At 37.9% G+C, this 26725-nt stretch carries 19 protein-coding genes and 1 pseudogene; 16 read left to right on the forward strand and 4 right to left on the reverse strand.

Annotated elements, in window-relative coordinates:
• The first annotated feature begins 686 nt into the window (after nucleotides 1–686).
• From H6G28_RS33815 to H6G28_RS33870, 12 genes are all read left to right on the forward strand, one after another.
• Nucleotides 687–1094, forward strand: a complete 408-nt coding sequence (locus H6G28_RS33815) for a hypothetical protein (RefSeq protein ID WP_190677464.1) — start codon at nucleotides 687–689, stop codon at nucleotides 1092–1094.
• Between the two features lie 324 nt (nucleotides 1095–1418).
• Nucleotides 1419–4247: a helicase HerA domain-containing protein gene (locus H6G28_RS33820; protein WP_242054728.1), complete on the forward strand. Its 2829-nt coding sequence runs from the start codon at nucleotides 1419–1421 to the stop codon at nucleotides 4245–4247.
• On the forward strand, nucleotides 4244–4801 hold the full coding sequence (locus H6G28_RS33825; RefSeq protein ID WP_190677468.1) for a hypothetical protein: 558 nt from the start codon (nucleotides 4244–4246) through the stop codon (nucleotides 4799–4801). Before H6G28_RS33820 ends, H6G28_RS33825 begins: the two co-directional genes overlap by 4 nt.
• A complete protein-coding gene (locus H6G28_RS37190; RefSeq protein ID WP_242054729.1) occupies nucleotides 4743–5531 on the forward strand; it encodes a hypothetical protein in 789 nt (262 codons plus the stop codon). Before H6G28_RS33825 ends, H6G28_RS37190 begins: the two co-directional genes overlap by 59 nt.
• On the forward strand, nucleotides 5518–6567 hold the full coding sequence (locus tag H6G28_RS33835; protein ID WP_190677470.1) for a hypothetical protein: 1050 nt from the start codon (nucleotides 5518–5520) through the stop codon (nucleotides 6565–6567). Before H6G28_RS37190 ends, H6G28_RS33835 begins: the two co-directional genes overlap by 14 nt.
• Nucleotides 6564–7277 carry a hypothetical protein gene (locus H6G28_RS33840; protein WP_242054730.1) on the forward strand — a complete coding sequence of 238 codons (714 nt, stop codon included), beginning with the start codon at nucleotides 6564–6566 and terminating at the stop codon, nucleotides 7275–7277. Before H6G28_RS33835 ends, H6G28_RS33840 begins: the two co-directional genes overlap by 4 nt.
• A gap of 4 nt (nucleotides 7278–7281) precedes the next feature.
• Entirely contained in the window at nucleotides 7282–8790 is a 1509-nt protein-coding gene (locus tag H6G28_RS33845) for a TrbI/VirB10 family protein (protein WP_242054731.1), read from the forward strand.
• Entirely contained in the window at nucleotides 8787–9722 is a 936-nt protein-coding gene (locus tag H6G28_RS33850; protein ID WP_190677472.1) for a hypothetical protein, read from the forward strand. The genes H6G28_RS33845 and H6G28_RS33850 overlap by 4 nt, the downstream gene beginning before the upstream one ends.
• Nucleotides 9723–10982 carry a hypothetical protein gene (locus H6G28_RS33855; protein ID WP_242054732.1) on the forward strand — a complete coding sequence of 420 codons (1260 nt, stop codon included), beginning with the start codon at nucleotides 9723–9725 and terminating at the stop codon, nucleotides 10980–10982.
• A complete protein-coding gene (locus tag H6G28_RS33860; protein WP_190677473.1) occupies nucleotides 10982–12751 on the forward strand; it encodes a type IV secretory system conjugative DNA transfer family protein in 1770 nt (589 codons plus the stop codon). Before H6G28_RS33855 ends, H6G28_RS33860 begins: the two co-directional genes overlap by 1 nt.
• Nucleotides 12752–12762: 11 nt before the next feature.
• On the forward strand, nucleotides 12763–13164 hold the full coding sequence (locus tag H6G28_RS33865; protein ID WP_190677475.1) for a hypothetical protein: 402 nt from the start codon (nucleotides 12763–12765) through the stop codon (nucleotides 13162–13164).
• Nucleotides 13157–14527 (forward strand): GumC domain-containing protein, encoded by a 1371-nt coding sequence (locus H6G28_RS33870; protein WP_190677477.1) that lies wholly within the window; start codon nucleotides 13157–13159, stop codon nucleotides 14525–14527. The genes H6G28_RS33865 and H6G28_RS33870 overlap by 8 nt, the downstream gene beginning before the upstream one ends.
• A 593-nt stretch (nucleotides 14528–15120) precedes the next feature.
• Here H6G28_RS33870 and mobF read toward each other — a convergent pair.
• Complete coding sequence (mobF, locus tag H6G28_RS33875; RefSeq protein ID WP_190677479.1) at nucleotides 15121–20241, reverse strand: MobF family relaxase; 5121 nt, start codon at nucleotides 20239–20241, stop codon at nucleotides 15121–15123.
• A 384-nt stretch (nucleotides 20242–20625) separates the two neighbouring features.
• Here mobF and H6G28_RS33880 point away from each other — a divergent pair, with 384 nt between their 5' ends.
• The 3 genes from H6G28_RS33880 to H6G28_RS33890 are packed head-to-tail and all read left to right on the forward strand — an operon-like array spanning nucleotide 20626 to nucleotide 22979.
• Nucleotides 20626–21741, forward strand: coding sequence for a ParM/StbA family protein (locus H6G28_RS33880; RefSeq protein WP_190677481.1), 1116 nt, complete (start codon nucleotides 20626–20628; stop codon nucleotides 21739–21741).
• Entirely contained in the window at nucleotides 21734–22186 is a 453-nt protein-coding gene (locus H6G28_RS33885) for a hypothetical protein (RefSeq protein WP_242054733.1), read from the forward strand. The genes H6G28_RS33880 and H6G28_RS33885 overlap by 8 nt, the downstream gene beginning before the upstream one ends.
• 10 nt (nucleotides 22187–22196) lie before the next feature.
• The gene (locus H6G28_RS33890) at nucleotides 22197–22979 is read left to right on the forward strand and encodes a hypothetical protein (RefSeq protein ID WP_190677483.1); all 783 of its coding nucleotides are present in this window, start codon (nucleotides 22197–22199) and stop codon (nucleotides 22977–22979) included.
• 445 nt (nucleotides 22980–23424) lie between these two features.
• Here H6G28_RS33890 and H6G28_RS33895 read toward each other — a convergent pair whose 3' ends face one another.
• Nucleotides 23425–24177 (reverse strand): antirestriction protein ArdA, encoded by a 753-nt coding sequence (locus H6G28_RS33895; RefSeq protein WP_190677485.1) that lies wholly within the window; start codon nucleotides 24175–24177, stop codon nucleotides 23425–23427.
• A 94-nt stretch (nucleotides 24178–24271) separates the two neighbouring features.
• Nucleotides 24272–24436 (reverse strand): hypothetical protein, encoded by a 165-nt coding sequence (locus H6G28_RS33900; protein WP_190677487.1) that lies wholly within the window; start codon nucleotides 24434–24436, stop codon nucleotides 24272–24274.
• Nucleotides 24437–24861: 425 nt separating this feature from the next.
• On the opposite strand from H6G28_RS33900, the pseudogene H6G28_RS33905 reads away from it, so the two are divergent.
• A pseudogene (locus H6G28_RS33905) lies at nucleotides 24862–25364 on the forward strand (IS4 family transposase); the annotation flags it as partial.
• Between the two features lie 553 nt (nucleotides 25365–25917).
• On the opposite strand, the gene H6G28_RS33910 reads toward H6G28_RS33905, so the two are convergent.
• The gene (locus tag H6G28_RS33910; protein WP_190677490.1) at nucleotides 25918–26175 is read right to left on the reverse strand and encodes a hypothetical protein; all 258 of its coding nucleotides are present in this window, start codon (nucleotides 26173–26175) and stop codon (nucleotides 25918–25920) included.
• Nucleotides 26176–26725 lie beyond the last annotated feature (550 nt).

Below are 26725 nucleotides of genomic sequence, written 5' to 3' on the forward strand. Positions count from 1 at the left end.
CCTTTAATCCAATCACGAATTGGTTTTGGGAGCTTTATGCAAGCAGGTTTAGGATGTAAACTGTCGGGTTGGGGTATAAATCTTCCGTCCTCGCCTCGCATAATCTCAAAGAATGTCAAAGAAATACTAAGTAATACGCAAAAGTATGACAGTAAAAATCACAGCTAACAAGTCTAATCTTTCAATAATTTACGAATAAACACTGAGTAAGTGTAAAAATCATTAAGTCCACCGTATACTGTGGTAGACTATCGATAACAACCGTATACTAAGGTAAAAAAGCGAAAAATTTGATGTTGTTTTCAGTATTTTTTAAAAAAATGGAGTAATAAAAAAGACATTTTGAGAGAAAGGAATTATCTAACAATCAATATATATGCAGTAGGAACAAGTTTTTAAACTTTATAAATAACAACTATTGATTTCTATCTATGCAATTATTTTATTAGCTAACAAATTCATAATTAATATTTAACTCTCAACTATCAAAAGTTAGATATCCGAATAAGACCTGATAATTTAATAAATAGCAATTTGCAATGTTTCTGCTGTATACTTCAATTTATAATATTCATATTAAAGTTGTTTTGTTGCTTGCACATTAGCTAATAGTGCAAAAGCCTGTCAAAATTTTCACTTAGCAAAGAAAGCACTTTCCAGTAAATACCACTCTGGTTGGAGAATCTATGCTGAATAAAAACAGAGCTTCAAAAAGTAGATTTCAGTGGTTGTTTAAAGTACGTTGGCAATTAGTATCAGTTGCAACAACAATTCTAATAGCATTGGAATCAAAACCCGCAAAAGCCCAATTGTTTACTAATGCCCGAACAGCGATGGAGTGTATGATTCGTGGTGCTTCAGTTGGTGGTGGAATTAATAGCGTAGTGCTGAATAACTTGCCAATGATTTTATTTACAGCACTAACAATAGTTTTGTTTGGTTACTTCTGCTTCTCGGTTTTCCAAGGAGTAGCAGCTTATGGACGAGGAGAAGAAGTAAGCAATGTCATACAGCAGCCGATATTTACTTTCATAGCTGTGGTACTCATCGTATTATTCCAATCTTTATTGTTTGGTAACGGCATTTGTAACTAATTGGAAATAGTTAAGCCTGAGATAAGTTTTGCATAATTCCCTGATTGATCAGGGGATATGGATATATGTGCATTTTGAATAACTGCTGAAAGCTCTATGAGAGAAGAAATTAGGACAGTCAATCAGAGCTTAGGCGAAAGCCCAAAGTTTGGCCCATTTACGGGCCGACAGTTTGTAATTTTTGCTGGTACATTCTGTGTGGTCTTCGGACTACTATATTTAATTATTGGGATAAATATTTTTTGGGGACTTGGCTGCTCTATATGGGTGAGCTTATCAGTTGCATTACTATCAGGTGATAGACCACACATTTACTGGTCAAAGATGTATCCAGTTGTCCCAAGATGGACAAGAGGATATGCAACCTATACATCGCCGCAGTTAAAAAAGAAAGTAGGCACGAAAAGAGTAAAACTAACACGTTCATCTAAACCAAAAGTTCTCAATCCTTTTGAAGATTGGCTAGATTTAACAACAATAGTCAGACTAAAAAAAGATTCGTATCTGATTGGGGCTTATTTATTAAGTAAAAAAAATCTGGCTGAAAGTAGCAATACTTTACAGTTAATATTTGGTTTTTCATGCACTGGGATTCATCCCATATTCAACTCAGAACAAGAAATAGAAGCATTAGCCAAAGCTTTTGAAAGTAGTTGTAAAGAAATTCCTCAAGGCGAAAAACTTACTTTTAGGTGGAGTTCTTTTTGTGATGATAGCGATGCTGAACAGTATTTAATGCAGCGAATTGAGAATCCATCTTCTCTAGAGTGCGAATTTTTAGATTGGGGAAGATTGGCAAGAACTCAACAGCTTACAAAGTCTAAAGCTAGAAAGAATATTAAATTAAATGTTTATTGGTCGTTTACTGTAACTTCAGAAGCATTAGAAACCGCCGACCCAGTAGATAAATTTTTAGTCAAACTTGCAAATTTTTTACAAAGAAGATTTACAGATTCAGGAGTAAATCAATTAACGAAAAAACGGCTAACCCAAATTTTAACTAAGGGCTTAGAAGCTTCACTAAGATATCAGCAGATTTTAATTCAAATGGGCTTGAAACCACAGCCTAAAACAGACAAAGATTTATGGAAAGAACTATGCCAGAATATCGGAGCTAAAGAGGTAATTATCCCGCATACATTGGTATTTGATGAGCAAGGGTTAAGAGAAGAAATTGATGAAAATGCTGGATTTGACAAGCCCATTGAAATTATCAATCAGCCGCACTTAACCTCAACAGTTTTAAATAAAGGTGTACCGTTTGCTGATAAACGATGGGTATGTTTACCAAAAGGAGAAAGTAATAAGTATGTAGGCGTAATGGTACTGACTCGAAAACCGGAAATTTTTGCTTCTACGAGACATCAAATTCGTTTTTTGTGGGATATATTCTCGCGGAACAATATTTTTGATGTGGAAGTAATCACGGAATTTTCTCCGGCTGATAAAGGCATAACACGCGCTACTCAGCAGATGATAACAAAACGCTCTAGAGCGTTGGATATAAATGTACAGCAGAGAAAATCAATTGATGTTTCTGCTCAAATAAATGTGGAACGCTCGGTAGAAGCCCAAAGACAGTTATATACGGGAGATGTACCATTAAATTTAAGCTTAATAGTTCTGGTTTATCGAGATACACCAGAAGAAATTGATGATGCTTGCCGATTGATTTCAGGGTATGTCACACAACCGACAGAGCTAACCCGTGAAGTTGAATATGCTTGGCTAATATGGTTGCAAACCTTATTAGTGAGATTAGAGCCGATATTGTTGCGACCATATAATAGAAGATTAGCTTTTTTCGCCAGTGAAATTTTAGGACTAACTAATATAGTTCAAAATAGCGCAGCAGATGAGAAAGGATTTGAGTTAATTGCTGATGAAAGTGATTCGCCAGTCAAAATTGACCTATCAACAACCAAAAATATATTAATACTAGGTACAACAGGTTCAGGCAAGTCAGTTTTAGTATCGTCAATCATTGCCGAATGTCAAGCTCAAGATATGAGTGTGCTAATGATTGATCTGCCGAACGATGACGGAACAGGGACATTTGGGGACTATACACCGTATCACAATGGCTTTTATTTTGATATCTCCAAAGAATCTAATAATCTAGTGCAACCATTGGACTTATCAAAAGTCCCGGTTAAAGAATGGAAAGATAGACTTCAAGCTCACAGAAATGATGTGAACTTAATTGTGCTTCAATTAGTTCTGGGAACTCAAGATTTTGATGGATTTTTATCACAGACAATCGAGTCACTTATCCCATTGGGAACAAAAGCCTTTTACGATGATCTCGATATTCAAAGACGCTTTGCTGAAGCAAAGAAAGCAGGATTGGGTTCTGCGGCCTGGGATAACACCCCAACACTTGCAGACATGGAATACTTTTTTACGAAAGAGCATATTAAATTGGGCTATGAAGATGAAAATGTTGACCGAGCATTGAATTACATCCGTTTACGGTTCCAATATTGGAAAAATAGCAGTATTGGGAAAGCAATCTGTCGCCCCTCTACATTTGATACAGAGGCCAAGCTGATTACCTTTGCATTGACTAACTTGCAGTTAAGCAAAGATGCGGAAGTTTTAGGGATGAGCGCGTATATCGCTGCTTCTCGCCAATCTCTATCAGCACCCAATAGCGTTTTCTTTATGGATGAAGCCAGCGTACTACTACGCTTTTCGGCATTATCACGGCTAGTAGGGCGTAAGTGCGCTACTGCTCGTAAAGGAGGCTGTCGTGTCATGTTAGCAGCTCAAGATATTCTGTCGATTGCTAATTCAGAAGCAGGAGAGCAAATATTACAGAATATGCCTTGCCGTTTAATTGGACGTATAGTTCCAGGGGCGGCTAGAAGTTTCACAGAATATTTAGGAATACCAAAAGAGATTATTAGTAAAAATGAAAGTTTTTCTTCCAACTTCAAACAACTATATACGTTGTGGTTATTGGATTATAAAGAAAAATATGTGCGCTGTCGTTACTATCCTTCTTATCCAATGTTGGCATTAGTAGCCAATAGTCGAGAAGAACAAGCAGCCCGTGACAAATTTAAAGCAATGTACCCGGATAAATTTAAATGGGTAGCCGAGTTTGCTAATTACTATGTGGAATGTATTAAGCAAGGTAAACCATTATGAAAAAAATAGAAATAGTAACTGGATTTGCTAACTATAAAGTCTTGTTAGCTATTTTAGGAGTTGTAGCATCAGGTTTATCTTTTACAGCTTGGAAATGGAATAAAGAACAACATCAAAAATATATTTTCAGAAAGGAGCAAGCTTGTCAGCAAAGTTTGAAAATAGCTGAGAAATATGTACAGAATAATCAATTTCTGAGAGCAGCCTATTATGCAAGTACAACCCAAGAGAAATTAAGAATTAAATTAAATCAACCTGGAATAACTACTGAGTTTAAGCCTGATAAAGAATATGTATTAATACATGATAAGGCAGTAGCTTTAATACCTAATAATCCAAGATATGAAGGCAAGCTTTTTGAAAGATTATCAAAGCAACCTGAAAAATATCCGCCAGAACCATTAATGGTAACTGGCAACAAAGTTTTAGGAAATAAAGTAGAAGTCATATCTACTTGCTCTCCCCAACCTTTTACTGTTTCTTTGGAGAATTTATATGAAATTGCTCAACCAATCGATATTAATCCATATCTGCCGCCGTTCAGTATTTTTTAGTAGTTTTGTGGTTGTATTCATTGTTGCTTCGATTTTACCAGTTGCAGCGAAATCTTCATTCTTGCAACAATTACAGCAAGTAATGATAAGTTTGCAATCGTACATTGATTTATATAAACAAGAATTTGCTAATAAACCAGAAGACTCTAATGATAAAGATAAAGAAGGTAATGAAGATGAAGATTTAGATATAGCTATCACTTCTACGAATGGAGTAATAGGCATACCAGATCCATTAGCAGCAGGTAAAAACATTAAGGCTGTAATTCAAAAAAAAGATACTGATTTAGTTCAAACTGATTCTCAGAGCGAAGGTGAAAATGCTCAGAGAAGATGGCATCAAGCCTATACTTATGGGCTATCTGGATCTGTTTTAGGTAAAGATGGACAACTAACTCAAGCACAAGAAGCTGAAATGAGTAATTACGCTGTAGAAACTTCATCGGCATTATCAGATGAATCACAAAATGATGTGATTACTCAAGATATTTTGAAAAAAATGGCTATGCAAAATTTACAAACAGCCATTATGACGAAATCAATTCATAGTGAAGAACAAAAACAGACGAGAGCTTTATCAGCAGCAAATATTAATTTGAGTGATATCTCCAGTAGGCTAGACGAGAATTCTAGAAAAGAACAAACTGAAGCTAATTCCAGTGCCAAACAAATCTTAAATACAGCCGCATTTGCTGATGCTTTTTGGGAATTGAACAATGCTAATCACTAAATTAACTTTGTACTGGCTGCAAGTAACTGGAGATACGAATGCAGAAGATATTGTAGATGGAGCTATTAATGGCTCTCGTATTGTTGTCTCTGCCTTTAACCAAGACTGGTTAGATTTAGCTAATGGCCAAAGTGCAGTTTATGAAGCAGTGGTAAAAGTTTCTGCTTTATTTGGTGTAATTTTGGTTTCTTTCTGGTCTGTTAGTTGGTATTTTCGGTTAACTCAGGAAGGATTAAATAATGAAATTATTACTGAGATGATTTACCCATTAATAGTTTGTTTAATGTTGACACTTAATAATGGGCAATTATTAGCTAATACATCTTTAATGTTTCGCAATATAGCAGTTAGCTTAAATGATAGGGTATTAAGTATAACCAGAAATGGAGTAACTTTAAGAGATGCTATCCGTACAACAAATATGGATCAGGCATTTGCACTTTCAGTTCAAGCGCAATTGCAAGAATGTGAAAAACGACCGGAGACTGGAGTAAATGACCAAGGGGAAGCAATTAACCCTAGAGAGATATGTAAAGAAGAAAAGATCAATCAAGCTAAAGAAAATGCTCAAAAGTATAAAGAAAAATATGGCTTATCATCATATTCAAATAGTTGGAATCCAAAAGACATTGCCGGACAGTTTGTTAACTCAGCCGTTCAAACTTTGGTATGGATAATATTTAGTGGTTTGCAAGCAGGGTTTCAATATGTTGTGCAAGTATCATTTTTGATGAATGCCTACATAGCGCCTATATTTCTGGTGCTTTCACTTTTACCTTTGGGAGCTAAACCTATTTATGCGTGGATGTCAGGATGGTTGGCATTAACTTTAGTATTGATATCGTACTCTATAGTTTGTGGAATTGCTGCTAGTTCCATTGTCAATGCTAGTAATAGTAATCCTCTATTTTTGCAGTTAGTACAAGCAATTCTCTCGCCAATTTTGGCTGTAGCGATGGGTGCGGGAGCAGGTATGGCGACCTTTTCCGGTTTTTCTAGCAGTGGCAGGTTAATCTCAGGGAGAGTATTCAGATGAGATTACTTGATAAAAAAGAAATAAACTTTACGCCTTTACTATCTCTAGGGCAAACAGTAATTTTAATATTTGTGTTTTTTATCTGCCTAACTATTTCAAATAGGCTAGGGCAAATTGCTAATAATAAACCAACTTTAGTAGAACTACAAGATGGAACACCGATTAGAGCTATTCCAATTGGAGCAAAAGAGCGTACCAACCAAGCAATTATGAATTTTGTTGGTCGCACTATGATGAATTTGATGAGTTGGAATGCTGTACCAAAATCAGATGAAAACTTAGACCCAAGAAATTTAAAACTAGACTCTGGAGTGCAAATAGGAGATAAAAAACTAACTACAAATACATGGGGTGCAGGATTCGCATTATCAGAAGATTTTCGCGCTAGTTTTTTACGAGAAATAGCAGGACTAACACCATCTGATGTATTTACTGGAGAAACACAATCGGCTTTGTTAGTTCGTTATATATCTCCACCAGAAAAAATATCAGAAGGTCAATGGCGAACAGATATGGTAGCTAATTTAGTAATTTTCAAAGGTAAAGACCAAGCAGGCAAGGCAATTTCATTTAATAAAACTGTGTTTGTGAGAGCTATTGATACTCTACCATTACCAAATAATCCTTCAGCCCAGATGTTAGCAGCTTATAACGCACGAAAAGCAGGGATGGAGATTTACCGAATTCAAGACTTAGATTTAGGAAGGTAGCTTTATGCCAAACCAAATTGTAGAGCAAGAGCAATCTAACCCAGCAATGACAGCTACTAACAGCAATGGCAATCGTAGCGAAGAATTTGCACGGATGAATGGGGTAGAAATTAAAGAAGCTACAACAACTGATTTAACATCAGCCGAGTCAACGAATAATGTACCACCAAATGAGCTAGAAGAAATTGTCACTACTCGTCCTGTAGCGTCACATCCAATTTTAAAAGGATTAACCATATCTGGAGGAGTGTTACTAATAGTCATTGTTTTTGGGGCAATGATTAGCTCACTGACAGATGCTCTCAATTCCCCTAGTAATCAACCTGCTAGTGGGATTGCAAAAACCCAACCTACTAAAGCAAGCAGTGAGGAAGACGAAAAAGGAGAGTTAAAAACAGCGATCGCAATTACATCCCAGAAAAGCGAATTGCAGGCGATCGTGAAAAAAGATAATGCGGTACCAGCAACCCCATTACCAATAGCAAAGCCAACAACTACGGCAGCTGTAACAGTAAGAGCGCAGCCAGTAACCCCAAGACAGCCCCAAGTTTACCAAGCACCTAGTAAAAGTTATCAGACTGCGGATAATGTGTCACCTAGAAGGGTATTTTCTCCTGCCCCTTCTACTCCCCAACCTCAAGCGGCAGTGAACAATTCTCGACCATTACCAGTAAAGTCTACTCCTACTGCGAAAGACCCGATGCAGGAATGGATAGCAGCTTCAAATGTGGGGATTTATTCTTCTAATAATGATGAAAGCAACTATGATCAACCAGATTTAAAGAATCTTCAGGTAGAAGGAGGTATAGGAGTAAAACCAGTCAATGGCTCTTACCCAAATCAGAATCAAAATGTGTCTTTTTCAATACCAGCTAATCATGGAGGCAAGCAAGTATTAGTAGGGACTCGTGCCACCGGAGTGATGGAAACGCCGATCGCATGGGTAAGTAGTAATAGTAATCAGGAACAACAAAATAGCTTGATTCGATTAACTCAACCATTAAAAGGATTTGATGGTTCTGAAGTTTTACCCAAGGGTAGTTATGTTGTAGCGACTATCAGCACGACTAATTCGGAAGTTGTACAAATGAAAGCGACATCGGCACTAATAAATAGTAATGGAGGAACCCTAGAAAAACAATTGCCGACAAATTCTATTTTGATATTAGGTAAAGATGGCAATTTATTAAAAGCCAAATCTCGTAAAGGTGGAAATAATTTAGGTGCGTCACTGATGGCATCCTTATTATCTGGATTATCGAAAGCAGCAGAGATACAAAATCGAGCTAATACACAAACAACAATTAGCTCATTAGGTACAACAACGACAATTGATAACCCAGATAAAGACTTAGTGGCTGGCTTTGCTCAAGGGAGTATTAATGAAGTTTTAGAGAGAATGAAAACTGCCAACGAGCAGCAATTACGAGGGCTAGAACAGCAACAACAAGTTTTTGTAATTGAAGCTGGTAAGCAAGTACAAATTTTTGTTAATAAATCTATTTCAATATGAAAACTTTAGCTGTGCTACTGGCGACTACTTTAGTTTGTAATGCTGGTATATCTGTAGCATTACCAGCAGCGAGAAACGTCTATTCACAAGATGCTCAAGCAAGCAGTAGTAGAGGAATTGATTTAAAAGTTTGGAAAGGATACGGACTAACGATTAACTTCATACCTACAGGAGAAAAAATCAAGCAAGTCTGGCTAGGAGATCCATCAAGATTTGCGTTAACTTCCAATGGGAATTTATGTCAACGCAGTACATCAAATAATGATGAAAGCTGCGGAACAGGAGTAGCTACAGTCTTATTTATAAGACAAATAAAGCCAATTAATTTTCCTTCATTAACAACCTCTCTAGATGGGAGTACAATAATTACAATTATTACGGCCAGTGCAGAAGGAGATAAACATTATCAATTTCAGCTAACTCCAGCTAGTGGTAAACCATCTTATACAAGTCTAATCATTCACCCTGAATCTGAAAAACCGTCACCACTTAGGCGACAACCAATATTAAATACAAGTAGAAAAACACCTCAGTTAGTAACAACAAATCCACCTGTTCAACAGCCAAAAAAACCTGTAACCGTCAAAAAACCTGTAATAATAGCCAAGCCAGTTACCCATCAAAGAACAGAAACGAGAAGTAACAGCTTGCCTCCTAGTTCTACAAATATTGCAAATAATTCAACGACTAACCCAGCCTTACCTAAGTTAGTAACTGAGAGAAATTCAATTCCTAGAAATGATGCTAATGCTTTAGCTTATGGACTAACACAAGCTGTCACTAATAAAGAAATTAAGCCTTATTCAAGGACTTGGCGAAAACTGCAAGATGCTATTCGATTATTACGTAGAGGCAAGAGTCAACAAGAAGCGATTTCTTTATCTGGTGTCCCAGCCAAATTATTTGAAAGCTTAATAAATAGAGGAAGATAAATGCTGAATTTTCCAAAAATATTATTAGGAATTTCAACAATATTAATGGCTAATACGCCAATACAAACCCAAGCCCAAATACCAATTGAAACTCGCACGTTACATCAATATGAAGCAAAAATACCTGATTGGTCAAAGATAACCTGGGATAATTTAGCACCAGTTGGGCAGCCTGGATATCTAAATATTGCACCAGAGTTAGTGAGTAAAATCGGTTATAATCCTTCGCGTTCTTGGTCGGCGGGACAAAAAATAGATTCGATAGTCATGTTAGGAGATGTAGAAGATGCTTTCAAGATGAGTGCTTTCAGTTTAGAAAGTATATCAGCAATAGCACCAATTGATTTTTCTCAATTGACGCTGAAAGACTTAGGATTGCTACAATGGCAAACCCCGAACACTTTAGTTAAAGCAATTCCAGGACTAGGAAACCTTGATATCAGCCAAGTAGCACCGATTTATGATTTATTTAATCAAGTTGCTGCTCAAAAAAGAATTATTAATTTAACAGTTGCAGATAATACAAAGTCAAAAATCAAAAACAAAAAGCCTTTAAAAATTGCTGTAAGTGGTAATTTATTACGAGTCTTACAGTCTAACCCTCAAGCAGCCAATACACCATTAAGTAAGCTGGATTTGAGCCGTTACCCAATTAATTCAGTACCAGGGCTAAGTAAAACTCAATTAGCTAAATTTCCAGGTTGGCAACAGAGTTTTATTAATCAAGTACCAGGATTAAACAAAATTCCATTTGATAAAATGCCTCAACCGATTGATGCAGAGTTTAATGTAGTTGGTATTGCATCGTTAGTTTTGGGAAAAGCGGAACAAGGAGATACAAAAGTCGGCTCAGACTACTTTATATCTGGCAGTGTTAACCGTAGTAGTGTAACCATTCCTGTCGCTTGCGAAAGTCGTCAAGAATGTGCGTATATGGAGTTAGGCGATTTAGCTGGGCAACAAGGGGAACTTTACGGGAAACGTTGGGCCTTTGGTTCTCAAATGGTTAAGGGTGGATTTGGGCTACTGGGTCGGGTGAATGGTAGCAAAGAACCTACAGGTAGACTTGTTTACGGATCTGCCTTTAAGGTTGTACTGACAGGAGTGAATGAATCACAAGGAACAGCAGACTTTGGCTTGTTTTTCAGGATTTGCGCCAATATTTCGTTTGTAGGCAAGACCTGTACCCCATACTTTATTGGGCCAGTACCTTGGATACCTGTAAGAGAAAATGAGTTAGTGGTTGTGGGGACAAGGTAATGAGTGCAACAACCCAGACCCAACAGGATATTAGTAACCAGATTCTTCCGAGCAACTTTGTCTCTACTTTCTATTCGCCAATGGGTTTAGCATTGCTGATATCTATAGTTGCATTAGTAGTAGCTAAATCTTTAGACGGCAGGGGTAGATCAAGCAAACTAGCAAGGGCAAGGTGGGCAGGAGCTAGAGAAAGAACAGCAGCCCGGAAGTTAGCCATGAAGTTAATTCAAAAACGCAAACATAACCGAGTAGCTCTTTATGTTGGTACTCCAAAAGGAGCTACTTTTGAGGAAGTAGGTAACAAACGCATTATTAATCTTCCAGAAGATAGCTCAATTTTGTATCTGCCGGAAGCCCAACGAGGCATCTTTGTTTGTGGCGGCCCTGGTGGGGGGAAGACGAAATCAATGATTAATCCTTTGCTTTGGTCTGCGATTGATCAAGGAATACCAATCATTCTTTATGATTTTAAGTTTGATCGACAAAAATCAGCAACAGAAGAGGCCAAAGGACAAGCCCCTCAAATAGCAGGTTACGCTGCGATGCGTGGATATGAGGTGTCGATTCTTGCCCCTGGATTTCAAGAGTCATGTGTAGCTAATCCACTAGATTTTCTGCGGAGCGAAACTGATGCAGAGATGGCCCGGCAATTGGCGATCGTCCTGAATAAAAACTTTAAACTCTCATCAGGTGGTGACTCTTCCGAAAGTGGATTTTTTGTGAATGCAGGGGATCAGTTAGCACAAGCAATCTTCATGCTGGCAAAGGGTACAAACTTCCCAGATATTATGATGTGCCATGCGATTCTGAGTTTACCTAAGTTGATTGAACGCATTCAACAAGCTGATTTAAACCCTTGGGTCAGAGTGGCTTTTGAGCAATTCTTATCTGTAGCAGGTAGCCCAGAAACAGCAGCGAGTATTGTGGGTACAGCAAGTGGTCTTTTTACTCGCTTCATGACTCCATCAACGCTTTCTGCATTTTGTGGCCAAACAAACATACCCTTGGATTTAAAAGGGCGAAAAATGGTGGTGTTTGGTATGGATAAGGAGAAAAGAGATGTAATTGCTCCTTTATTAGTGTCTATTCTGCACCTTCTATGTATCCGTAATTTAGCTGGTAAACGGACAGATCCTTTAGTTTTAGCATTGGATGAATTACCAACATTGTATCTTCCTGCTTTAGTAGATTGGCTCAATCAAAACCGTGAGGATGGCTTAATTTCTATATTAGGATTGCAAAATTTATCGCAACTTGAGAAAGCTTATTCTAAAGAAACTACTAATGCAATATTTGGTGGTTGTGCTACAAAAATAATCTTTAATCCACAAGATGATGTGGCAGCAGAACGATTTAGTAACTTTTTAGGTGACGAGCAAATTAGACATAAAGAACGCTCTCGTACCTTTGGCGGGAAAGGTGGTGCAAGCACTTCAATTTCTGAGCAAAATACTACCCGAAAACTATTTGAAATTAGTCAATTTAATTCTTTACCTCCTGGTAGAGCAGTAATTATCAGTCCTGGTTTTCGCTCTGGTAAAGATGTAGGGTTGCCTTTATTAGAGCAAATTCCTGAAAATATTTTACCAGTTAACTGCGTAGCTAAAAGTATTAAGAAATGGTACGAAGTGCAGCAAAAAATTATTTTACGTTCTACTTTACGCGAACCATCTGGAGAAGAGTTAGAAAAACGGCGTTTAGAAGCAGAAAGATTACTACCAATAGTTGATAATTATGTGGCAGCTAATGACAGAATGAAGAATATTTAAGAGGAAAATTTATGGGTAACTTTTCTGATTATGAATTGCAATTACTGAGCAAATTGCCGCTTGATATTGCATTATTAGCCAACAATTATCGTGCTGACATTCTGAATGCAGCTGAATTTTGGGATGAACCACCATTTCCTGAAAATTATGTACCAGAGCTTGTGGAAATTTATTATGGAGATGCTGATAGTCCTCATGTTTTTATAAGAAAAGGGAAATTAGAAGATTATAGTCTAATAGATTCAGACGCTAACGCTAAATCAATAGCAGTACAAATTGATCACCAATGGGCTTATATCCAGATTGAAGGACAAGAAATTCTTAATAGGCTTGGTGGGGTTGTTCTACCTGAAGTAATTATTGACCCAATTGCTTTGACTAATTCAGCTTTAGGAGTAAATTTTCATGGATGAAATTAAGTCTGAAGGAAAACAAGTACAACAAGACTATTTACAGATACTAGATGATATATTGCAAAAAATTTTAGAAAAAGGCCAATTCCAAGGCTTAGATTCTCAAAAAGATATATCAATTTTAGTTGGAAAAGAACTTAAATATAAAGGTAATCCTAATGGAGAAGTTGCTGTTAACTTAATGTCTGCTGAGATAGTAGAAAAATTAAATACAGCTATCAATGATGTTAAAAATTTGAAAGGCTCAGTTAGAATCATGATTGGCAAAAATATAGCCTTTCATGCCAAAAATGGAGAAATTCTAAGTGATAAGTTGGGTTTAGCTAATGAAATTAAGCAAAATCTAACTCAAGTAGCCGAGCCAGTACAAAAATCTTTGTCTATTGAGGATTTAAAAAAACAAGTAGAAGCTTTACAACAAAAAGTTCAAGACCAGCAGGCTGTGATTGATAGGTTTGTTCAGCAAGAGAACTCAAGTGTTGAATCTACTCAAAAGCTATCAACAGATTTAGCTAATCTTAAGCAAGCATTTGATACACAGCAAAAAACCATTGAGCAATTACAAAAAGGATTGGAGGCAATAAATAAACAGAATCTTCCTGTCGTTAAAAATGAAAGTCTAAGTAAGTGGCTTAACTCAATTGAGAGTAAGGCTAAGAATACTGCTAAAAATCTTTATGAACAAGTAAAAACTGCGCTGACACCAAAAGTTGATAAAGTCAAAGCTCAATTAGAGACTCAAATCACTGCTTTAAAAGAGCAGATTAATCAACAAATGGAATCTGTTAAGGCAGAGATGAAATCACAAATAGCTGCTATTAAAAGTGAGTTTGAATCACAAGTAGGTGTAGTAAAAGATGGGATTGCTGAAGTTAAGCAATTAGCCAGTAATGAAGTTCAGTATGGCATAGAACGTCATCAAGCTGCTACAAGTGCTATTCAAAGTAAAATTTCTGAGGAAGTAAATACAGTTCATAAGCAAGTAACTAAAGCAGTTGGTGATATACACTCAAGAGTCAATCATACTGTCAAAGAGAACGTAGAAAAAGTAACTAACAGTGTGATGGAAATTAAAGGTAAAGCTTTTTCTAAAAGTATAGATTCTATGCTGCGTCTGTTTGGAAATCAAAACTCTGATGGTTCCCGAAGTTATGAAAGTAAAAATTACAATTTTTACCAAAAAGGAGATAGCATTACTGTTACCGCTAAAGATGGTCGGGCAGTCATGGTAGATAATAGTTTGACTACTCAAGCTACAGAGAAAGATGTTGAATCTTTGGAGGAAGTAGGACAGGTAGTTTCTGATTATCTAAAAAGTAATCACACTCAATCACAATCACAATCAATCAAACCTAGAAGATAACGTTTTTTAAGAATTCAGGATTCAGAAGGGTTAAAGAATTAGAAGAAATATTTGATGAATCAATTTACTAATCTACTAAATAAGCAGGCAGGTACGAATAAACCCAACTATGTAACAGAATATAAATTTTTCAAAACCCTTACGATTGCTTGACTCCACTTTTTTTTGTTTGCAATGACGTAGTTATAAATTTTCGTGTCCACCTACTTACTTCTAAATTCTGAACCTTTGATAAGCTCAGGGTATCGCTTCTGACTCCTGGCTTCTAAATTCATATATATACAAAGATGTTTGTTATGATAAAACGCTTGACAATCAAAAGAGTTTTTATCTACTTAATTTTTTACTTAATGCTTTGGATACGTCCTATTTTTATCCGAATTGGAAAACTAATCGGGTTTTTTTTGATGCTAGTCTTTATTATGGGGCTAATACAATTATTTATATTGCCTAATAATATTGGCTGGACAAGAACAATTGGAATTGGAGTAACGAGCTTTATTGTATTTATGGTAACAGAATATTATGATAATATATTATTGAGATTGAATCCTACTAGTAATACTCTTTTTCTAGGGAAGTGAAAAAGCATTTTATCGCCTTAAGCCCCTAAATTGATTTGTGTTTTGGCTGTTTTGATATCTAATTGTTGATTGAGATTGTTGCTGCTGTTTTTGTCGCAATAATTCATTTTTAATAGTAGATAATTGCTCTTGCAATGGTGCTGATTGTAAAACAAGAGTAAGAACTTTCATATCAATTGTTTCTTGTTTTCTATCCCAAAATTGATAGTTTTGAGTCTGGATTTCCCAGTCTTTTATAGAGGCTTCTAATTGTTGTTTTTGAGTAAATAACTCTTTGATAGTGTTAATAGTTTGCAATTGTTGGTTAACCACTAAATTATATTTATTGCTTAATTGGTGGAATGGTAAACGCTCCAGAGATTTAATAATTTTTTCTTGTTGAGCGTGTTCTTCCCACAAACTATTAATTTGTTGCTGTAACTGGTTAATTTGATTCTCAATGGCTTGCCTGTCGATTGGCAGAGGCTTTTGAGCCACTGGTTGTGAGAAATATTCTTTAACAGCTTGCTCTAAATACAGTAGCTCTTGATTAGTGAGTGAATCGATAGATTTTTGAAATGCTTCAAATTCTGGCAATTGAGAATTTTCAGGAATAGCCTTGATTGTTTGGATTTGCCTTTTTTTATTTTTAACTGCCTCGATGACAGGCGGTAAAGTTTCAACTAGGGCTGATGATAATGTTTGTTCCTCCACAAAATCTGCGATCGCATTTAAAACCTTCCTTGTTGATGGTGGAGCGATCACTGTTTGTTTGAGAGGCATTGGCGGAGGCAACTGTTTCAATTGCTCAATAACTTCCTCAAGTTTTTGAACTAGAGCAGGTGATTCAACTACTGCCAAGTCAATGTGTTGCGCGATCGCCGTGATCGCCCTGTGTTGAGTTGCTTGGTCGATGTGTGCTGGCTTTGAGGGGTGCAAATCACGAATGAGAGATTGTAACCGTTCAATATCGATAGCTGATTCAATAGCGGCGTTGTCTAAAAATTCAGAGATAGCATTTATAGCGTATCCACTTGATTTAAAGCTGACATCAGTTTTTGGGTTGTTAAGACTTGCTGTATTGAGTTGTTGAGTGTCATCTGGGTGCTGCGCTGTTCTTTGACCTCGAAACTCATCTGATGCAAGGCTTCTGTTAAGTTCTCTAAGGTGTCCTTCAAGTTGCTCGACTTCTTCGAGTTCAAGGTGTCGGCTAATTGCTCCAAGAACGCGCTCAAATTTTGGGCTTGTGCTTGTTCTACGTTGTGGATTTCCTGTCTCAATTCGTGGTTCTGAGACTCTAACTGTTCGATTTTGGCATTCATCTGCGCTTGGTTGATCAACAGTTGATCCATTTTTTGAATTAGTAATGCGATCTCGGATGGTGGCTGAGTGCTGGGATTGCTGATGGTTGAGGTCATGATTTTGCTCCTTGATATGGTTTTGTGATGTAGCTAACCTTTGCTGACGTTCTTGCAGTGTGAGTTTACGAGGTGATTGATAAGGTGGTTTTCGTTGCTGTTGATTGCGCTGCTGCCAATCTCTTAAACTTATGGCCTCATGGTTGACCTTTTCATAAGCCAGTGGCCCTTGGGCTACTATCAAATCATCAACACCTTTATCTGGCCCTGGCAGAGTTACCACACTGACAAAGGCTCCTTGTTTCTCCAACAGTCGCCCAGTGCGAGAGATGGCAATCTCTATATTTTGTTTAGTTTCTGGTCGAGTTTCATAATCAAAGCAGAAAGTGATTTCGCGTTCTGGAGTGGCGAAAACAGCTAACTCATCCATGAGTTTAGCTTTCACCTTTTCCCCGAACTCGTCTTTACTACGATAACCAGCATAAATCCCAGGCAAACCGATAGCCGGATGACCTTGACTTAATAAGCTGGCAGCTTTCTTAGCCCCTTCAGTAATTGTGGTTGGGAGGTTATGTTTCCAGACACAATACCAAAAGCCACTAGTGCGATCTGCTTGGGTTGGCTCGACTCCATATTTTTTATAGATGCGGTCTGCTAAATCATCAGGCACATCTAACAGGAAGATACTTAAATCAGTTTTAGGTGGATGCTCATATTTAATGAATTTGCCGGGTTTATCAGGTTTCTCCCTGGGATTATTCGGCTTGTAGCATCCCCACAATGTTCTATCGGGTTGATCCCCTGGTTGCAAATTAGCGAAAGATTTGGGATTAACGCCAGCATCGCACCACCAACCACCGTCCTCGATATGAGAGTATTTGCTAATCATACCTGTAGAAAGCCTACCTGTATTGGTGCGTGGTAGCTGCTGACTGTACATTAAATGTTCCCATGCTTCATGTTCCCATTCAAAACCCTGATGCAGAGACTTGAAATTTAAAGCGGCGATCGCCGGATGAATAGCACTACCTTCTACAAGCTCTTGCCAATGTTGAAAGTCAAGTGTTTCTGGCGGTTCACTAGGACTGCTGGGAGTCCAAAATGCTATCTGTTGTAGTGTTTTAAGCGGTGATTGCTTAGGAACTGGTGGAATGAAATTAGGTTTAGATTCAGTTTTAGCTGGCTGATTTAGCAATATTGTGACTGGTGATGAAGTGGCTGCTGTCTGCTGTGATGCTTGCTGCTTCTCTAATTGTTTCTGGCGTAGTAAAGACAGTGCGTTTTCTTTGGCTTTGCTCGATTGTGCTAAGGAGAGTAAATCTTGTTTATCTTCGGTGTAGAGCTTCAAGGAATACCTAGCACGGCTAACAGCAACATAAAAGCTTTCTTGTCCAATAGTGTGATCTGCTGCGATGAGAACTCTATCAGCCGTTTTCCCTTGACTACTATAGGTTGTACTGACGAGGGCATAATCTAAATGTTGTGCTTGTTTTAAATCAATAAATTCAATTTGACCACTATCTAAATACTCGATTTGAGCGTTAGAACCAGCAATTGCTTTAACGACAAACTCCTGACCGTTGCGCCGTCCTAATTGACGGTCGTTTTTTGTCCAGCGTAGGCGATCGCCCACAGCGATTTCAATCTCTTGAGATTGGTAAACTGCTTTATCAAATCCTGTATCTACTTGAAAATGCTTACCATCACTATCTCTGACAGTGAGGCTGTCATTGTCTTTGCCCACAACCTTATAGAGCTTGCCTTTCTCTAGCCCCCGGCGTTTGTAATTGCGGGTGGGCATGACCATATCACCTTTGTCAAAGTTGTGGGTATAACGCTTTTGTACAAGAGTTAAATCTTTGGCTTGCAGTTGGGTGATGATAGCATTTGTTCCCAAACTGCCCTCAGCCTTGAGATGTTCTCGAATGGCTTGGGTGATAGCCAATCGCTCTTTATTTGTACCGGCTAATACTAGAGTTTTCGCCCGTTGTTCAGGTGTGGCTGTTATATATTCATTTGCGATCGCTGCAATTTTTGATTCTGGTGTTACAGTCTCAATGCAGCCGTTCTCATCCAGACGTTTAAAACCTTCCTCAATAGAGCCAGAGGCAATCAAATCTACAGCCAGTTTCAGTTTTGGCGCACGTTGCCTATTAGATTCGTTTAAGTAACTGGTCTTAATCCCCGCCTGTTGCAGCGATTTGAAGGGATTGCCAGCTTCTACAGCTGACAATTGCTTTGTATCGCCTACTAACAAAACCCTGGCTTGCTCTTTTTCTGCCCGTTCTAAAAGAGCGAGGGCATCTTTGGCACTGAGCAAACCTGCCTCATCCACCACCCAAATTTGATTAGGTTCAATTTCCTCTGGTGGTTCAGAGACTAGCAATCTGGCAACAGTTTCAGCTTGAATATCTAATTCCTGTCCTAAAACCTTAGCCGTCATTGAACTGGGAGCAAAACTTTTAATAGTGTAGCCACTGATGGCAGCGATCGCTTTCAGTTCCTTGAGTGCGAAAGTCTTACCAGCCCCGGCGACTCCCTGCCATGCTGTAAATTGGTCAGTTGTAGTTGCTGCGTCTAAGACGGCGCGACGCTGATCCCGGTTTAGAGCAGTTTTTTCTAAATAACTTTCGGCTATTTCTGGGTGTACCAGTGGGTTAACTTTTCCTTGCCCAGATTGCATCAACTTAATAGTTGCTATTTCTCTGTTGACTGCCGACAATGTAGTAAAATCGCGTCTTTGTTCGGACAAGCTGAGTAATTCAGTATTAGCCTGAATTAGTGGTTCAATCTGAGTTATGTCTGTAGCCAGCCCTTGCTCAAGGATGAATTTCTCTAAATCCTCCTGGGTAAAGGAGACATTTCGTTCTGAGCAGTGAGCGATCGCGGCTTCTAAATGCTCTTGAGTGATAGACCTCGGCTGGAAATCAGGCTGTGGAGCTTCCCAGTTTACAAATTGAATGCCAAAGAAAAGTGCTTCTTCTTGCCACTTGGCTTTTAGTTCATCTGGGGCAATCTTCTGCTTGGCTGCACGAGTAATAGACCAAGCTCCCTCTCGCTCTGCCCAGGTTGAATTTTTTCCTACTACCTTTAATATCTGCTGTCTGCGTTTAGAAAATTCCTCTAAGTCTTCTTCGCGGAAACCTTTAATCTCAAACTGTCCGTGTTTCCTTGGTTCTACTTTATAACCTAGTCTCTGAACTTCAGATGCTAAGTGATGCTGATAGACCATACCGAGGAATTTCTTGTTTTTAAAAATTTCTCTGTTTGAGAGGCTTTGCCATTTACCATCATCAAGCTGAGTCATATTCATGATCAGCGTATGAGTATGTAAATGGGGATCTAGCTCTCTGCTTTCAATGTGGTCAAATTCAGCGATTACTAAATTCCCTGTTCTGGTAGGTTCTCGTCCTGTATCTGTTGTAATTCTGGTAAAGCTATAGCGAGATTCAATCAACTCCAATGTTTTCTGCACTGCCAAAGAGTGAGCTTTAATTAGCCTTTCATCTCCACCTACTAACGCTTGTAGGCTTACACTCTTTGGTGCAGAGAAGGTGAAATCAGTAGCTGCTAATCTTTCGGAGCTTGTCTTTTTAGCGTAGAGGGTTTGGCTGCCATCTGGCGATCGCCCATTCACGATATTGGTAAAAATTTCTTTATCGTTAATGGCTCCTGACAGTCCAAGCTTTTCAGCACCTTTGCCAAACCAGCGAGAGTTTTTGACTTCATGGCTATATTCTTCCATGAAGTAGTTTACTGCTTGCTGTGGTTTAGTATTCTTGCCCGTTAGCATTCAGCTAAATGTTACTTTTGTAGTATTTGATAATACAAATACCAATAAAAATTTTTTTGCTTATTTTAATTCTAAAACTAACCCGTATTTCTTGCCAAATTTTTTAGGCATAATGTGCGAAAAAGGGGTTTTTAAAAGTGTCATAAATCTACCATAAAAATGCCAGAAAAAAGCCATAAAAATACCAGAGGTTTACCATAAGTTTTCCATAGCTTAATTTTTATAAAATTAGAGTTACCATAAAACTGACATGGTTTTAACATAAAAGTGCCATGATATTGCCATGCAAATACCATAGTTTTACCATAAAACTTCCCTTATATACTGATACGTTTTGCTACTAATTTTTGGTGTACTGAGTCTTCAAGTAAGTCATTAAATTTTATGAGTCCACTAAAACTTGCAGTAGATCCGGGTGGTTCATTTCTCAAATGTTTCTATACTTTGGAGAGCTTTAAACCGGAATTGCTTTTGATGGAGCCGGAAGTTGCAACAGTTCCTTTAGAAAGCTTACAAGCTTATGAACAGAGTAAAATCGGTCATTCTTCACCTGAGAATAGTGCTTGGATTGAATATCAGAACAGCTTTCAAGCTGTAGGGTTTTTGGCTCGAAAGCGATTCAATGCAGATTTACAACTGCAACGCCGCAAATTTGAATTAGCTTTGCCCAAAGTTCTGGCTATGGTTGGCGCGATCGCTACGAAACACGATTTACCCAATAACTCAGCTATCCAATTAGGTATACTGCTGCCGTGGGGAGAGTACCAAGATAGAGCTTTATTTCAACAGTTAATCACTCAAGCATTAGCTGACTATAAGTTCAAGGGACAAGCTAAATCTTTTAAATTGGATGCTTTTGTCTGTCTTCCAGAAGGGGGAGGTATTCTCACAAGAGGCCGCGCTCCAGGCTCTAGCATCAGAGATCAGACAATTGCTGTGATTATGTTAGGGTACAGAGACACTTCTATCCTAGTGATTGAACGTGGAGAAATGAGCAAAGGTAAAACAGAGCCGTTGGGATTTTCCAAAATGATTGAGTCTGTGATGTCCCAAACATCTGGTTTAAATCCTCATCAACTAACGGCAGCAATTTGTAAAGCGGGACGGAACATTAATACTAAAGCCTTAGAAGAATTGGCAATGGTAGATGCAGCTTACAAAGAGCATGAAATAACCACAATTAAAAATGCAATCACTAATGGCAGGAAAGAGTATTGGATGATGTTATCCAATTGGTTGAAGTTGCAAGTACCTCGTGATGTTGACGAGGTAATTATGGGTGGTGGTACGGCTCATTATTTTCGTTCTCAATTGAACAACCTATTTTCTACAACAAAAGTTAATTGGTGCGATCATTTGGAGTCACAAATTACCGATAATTTTTCCCAAGTTGCGGCCAAGTCATTACAATACCGACTAACTGATGTTTATGGTTTATTTTTCTACCTGTGCGGCAGCACTTTGAAGACTAAAGTGCAAGTAGGTACTGCCAATGGCTAAACAAATAGAATATCGATTCCGTATTGCTTTGGAATCTCAAGACTTGAATACTGCCCTGGTCAATTTCCTTAAAGCGAAAGACCCACTTTTTACCGAGCGTGACAAGTTATTTTCTGCCCTAAATGCTTATTGGCTACCATTTGCAATGAAAGAGGCAGGTTACTCTGATGAGGAGTTAAGACAATGTGCTAAGAATGCTATTTATCGTTTGAAATTGCATATTAGCTATTTAGCTGAAAGCTTTGGTTTGGAACTAGACGATGATGCTGTATTACAACCAGCCGCCATTACAAAAGCATTTCCACCTGTGACTAAACCACCAAAGCTTAATGATATTAACTTGCAACCATCAACTGCTACAGAAGTCATAAGCACTGGTTCTCAACCTTTGGATGATTTAATACATCACGAAGACGACAGCACTTTTGAAGGATTATTTAGTTAATGGAGTTAATATGCCATATACAAAAGAAGCATTGCAAAATATGTATTCTTTATCCCCAGAGGATGTAAAAGCAGCTTTGGAAATTTGTGAACTATCTACAGATCAGGAAGAATATAGCGATGAAGAGATTACAGCAGTTGACTTTCAGCAAGCAGTGGAACTAGTAAAACAACAGCATTCTCAAGCCTCTGCTACCCCAGAAAATGATGTTACAGAAACTAAGAAGAGAAGGAAGGCTAAACCATTAGATATTACCGAGTTGTTGGGTAAAGCTCGTAATAAAGGATTTAAGCTGACTCTTATGGAAGCGATGCAAGTATTACAAGCCTGTGGTCTAGAGGAAAAAGATGAATACTCTTCGGCAGAGTGCGATCGCTTCCTTGAAGCTGGTGATTTAATTAAAAATCAAGGTAAATCTGTTCAGGAAGTAGCACAACATTTTGGATTAACTACTGATACCAATGCTTCCCCATCTAATTTAGATGCAGATACAGATACACTTTTGGAGCAGTTAGGCGAAACTACAGCTTTATTAGGCCAGGAGGAACGAGAGTTAATTAGAGAAATGGTCAAGCAAAAAGCTAAAGGTGATATGGCTGGCCTACCTAAACTGTATTTGCAATCCTTACTAGAAGAAATGCGATCGCCTGAATTTCAAAATGAATGGCAGCAGCTAAGAAATGCTTTTAAAGACAAAATTATGGGAAAAAAGCCAACTTCCCCAATATTCCCGCAGCCGCAGCCTTTGATGAGCTTGCCACCGACATCGGACAATGGGTTAGTATCCGAATAGCAGAAGAAAAGCATACTATTGAGGTTAAAGTTCATAAAGTTATTGAGGAAAAGGCTAGGCTTCGAGCCACCCAAATAGCTTTAAACAAACTCAATGAATCACAGCAATGGATTGAGGCTGAACAAAAACGCTCCGAACTTCGCCGCCAGCGATCGCAGCAATTTAGAATAAACCTGATTCACTTTGCCCGTTGGGTTGGTTCGGGTTGGTCAGGCTGGCTAATTTATCTGGGTTCTTTTGTTACTACTCTGTGCATCGGTTATGCAGTGGGGATTAATGTACCTTCTGCGATCGCTTGTCCTAATACTAAAAGCTACTGCTACCTGTTAAGACTAAATAAGGAAACAGTAGTTTTTCCCAGTCCTAAACCTCAACAACAAAAACCTCAAAAAAACTAAAAATATGTTGAAACCAGAGGATTTATCCCTCTGGTTTCATTTTTTTATTAAAAGCGGCTGAATATATAAACTTTGTTATAACTTTTTTGTACAGAATAGTAAGAATCAATGAACCAATCATGGGCAATTGCTTCTAGGTTGAGGTAGAAACTAGGAATTCCCATTTCTTCTAATTTTGTAAACACTCCTTGTTCTTCAAGCTGTTCATAAACAAAATCCTCTTCACTTTTATATTCACCGTAATAACGTTCGTGAAAGTCTTCTACACTAGCGGATGTACTATCGTAGTTATAATAAGCAGCGAAAGCTTCACCGTGTTCTGTCAAAATTTGAGCAAGTTCAGCTAACTTAGTGATATCTTCGTATTCATCAATATGAATGCCGCACCAGTTTTGAAAGTCGTGTATTGCCCATTCTTCGCAGGGTTCATCATCACGGCAAGGCGACCAAGACAACATCCATTCAATGTCTTCTCGAATAGCGTCTACATCTTGTGTGCAGTCAATCCATAACCCATGTAACATCCCGTTGTTATATGCAGATAAACAAGCTACATAAATCTGGGGTACATCATCATCTTGGCATTCCCTCTCATGCTTTGGGAATGGAAGTAAGCAACTCGCGCCCTCAACTATTGGTAAATCGACTCCAGCTAAACTAATGGCTAAGTCTACCGCCCGTTGTTCTGGAAGAGGAACCAGTAAAGCATTTTTATCAAGATGACAGTTATAAACTTGTTGAGCAACCAACTGAGCATCTAATTCTGAACGAAATATTAATGTTTTAGTAAAAGAATTCATGTGCTACATCCTTTGAAAAAATCCTGATTGAAGAGAGAGGGACAAAATTTCAATGTGTAGTATGGAAAGGGGAGATTTTAGCTCCCCTGATGAATTAGAAAGGAGTGTTACCAGTTTCGAGAGTTTTGTTTAAATAACCGCGCCAGTAGTCACCCCAATAAGTTTTGGGTGGTAAACCGATAGCAGCGTCAAATTCACCGTCGTAGTAGTTACTTGATTTAGCTGGAAGTTGGGATTGAGAGTGGATTTGAGGTAACATACGAACATCCTTTTTTATTGAGGCGGGTAAAAACCCGCTTTTTCTAACCTGTTAATACTATAACTGAACAAGTTATATAAAACAATAACTAGTTAGTAAATATCTCAAGTATTTTGTAACAGTTAGCATAGAAAAAATACAATACTTGCTGGGAGAGCGTAAAATAAAGACAATGTAGAGCCAAGAAATTGCTAAAAAAGATGGCTAATCTAAAGCACATAGTCAGCGATCGCATCAAACAGACAAATTAACTTGTTAAGATAAAAATAACTTGTTAAGTATTGAGAAATTAGAATTAATTGCTTTATCAAGTAGAATACAGACGGATAAAAGATTGAAGGGCAAATTATTTGAGCAGCGATCGCCTGGCCTGGGAGTGGAGCATCGTCACTCGTTTTTGTCCGACTTCAGAAAATCGCGTTGCTCCCCCTCCAGGTGAAAAAGCTATTTGTTGGTTACTGCTAACGACTTTAGTTGTGAATGATTTTGAACAAGCTTCTCAGTGCTTGAATTGGTACAGCTATCGCTGGTTAATTGAGCGTTATCATTATTGTTTAAAAAGCGGCTGTCAGATTGAAAAATTACAGTTAGAAGAAGCAGAACGGATTGAAAGGGCTTTAGCAACGTATGCGATTGTGGCATGGCGGTTATTATGGTTAACCTATGAAGCACGTTGTCATGGAGAACAGCCAGTAGAAGGAATACTAGAGAGACATGAATGGCAAAGCTTATATTGTATGGTTCATAAAACGAATCAGCCGCCAAATGAAGTGCCAACATTAGAGCAATGTATACGTTGGATAGCCAGTTTAGGGGGATTTTTAGGGCGAAAAGGAGATGGAGATCCTGGAGTAATTTATGGCGCGGACTGCAACGATTACATGATATTGCAGAAACTTGGCAATTATTAAAGCAATTAAACTGCTAAATAGATGAGATAAAATCCAAGTTAATTGAAGCCAAAATGTAACAAAAGATGTGACTAAAGGACAAAGAGGAATACTCTGAAAAATGTTTACAAATAACGTTACAAAACTCTATTTAATGAATTCATAAAAAACTAATTTTTTGACTCAAAAATGATGATTTTCAGTTAATCAAACTGTGAGAAAAAAGTTAGTAGTTACTGAAAATCTAACAAGTTATTATGTACAAAATAGATTATAAAAAACTATTGCATTTGCTTGACATAATCTTAATTAAACCCATCTCATTTGATAGCTCACTCTTATCTGTAACTTGTTATTAAATTCCAAATTATAACAAGTTCAAAATATCTAACAGATATCGAGATTCTATAGGCAATGGTGCAGAGCGTCCAAGCTTGGTGTGATGGCGCAAAGCGCCCACCATAGGTGATCGCAGTAATGATGAATAGAAGACAAAGCGTAAGCTCAATCGCCCTCTAAGCTTTGACCTACTACCAAACCCGACAAATAAACAAATAAACCCAGAGCGGTTAATTTAGCGATTTAAGCAGCTTAAGGAGCGTGTAGAGCGCGAAAGATACTTGTAGGTAAAACTCGGTTTAAGGCTTTCAAGAAGATGAGAGCAGTCATGACATTGAGATGGAAAATTGAGGTAGCGATCGCCTCTGAAACTATGTTTCTCATGTCAAGACTGTGGTCAAAACTGCCCAAACTAATGGGATTACTTATGAGAATGTCTTTTATGCGATTCTCATAAGTAATATTTTCAAAAGTAATCGAGAGCGAATAAAAACGCAAAAGCTTTGTCATGCAAGCATCCTGTGATTTTAGTTGAGGAAAGTTTTGAAAAAACCTAATGGCTGTACACTATAAGTAGTTGAAAACGCACTTGGTAAAATAATCAAACCAATTCAAGCAACGGATTGTCATTAAAAAAGCAATGGCGCGGAGCATTCGCCTTCTTGCGATCGCATTCTAACTAACTAACTTGTTAGAAACGCTCTAAAAATAAATTGAACACCTTATGTTAGCGATCACTTGAAAACTGTTATATAACAATTAACAAGATGCAAATTGTTATATAATTAGATTTAATTAACTAGTTATTGTAAACACGATTAACACAATGAACAGGTTAGCAAGAACAGCTATTATGACAAGAATGCTAAAGCCTAAAACCCCTTCCTGGAGCCAGTTTCAGATATCTGCAATCGCAATAAGCCTAACGCAGATATAGCAATATATAACAAGTTAATGCAGGTATGAACGAGTTATGATAACAAGTTATATAAGCAAATCTAATAACAGGACGATGTGCCTGTCTGTTAATTTAAATTAACAGACAGGCACATCGTCCTGT

Origin of the sequence: Nostoc sp. FACHB-190 (assembly GCF_014696905.1) — a bacterium.
GTDB lineage: Bacteria > Cyanobacteriota > Cyanobacteriia > Cyanobacteriales > Nostocaceae > Nostoc_B.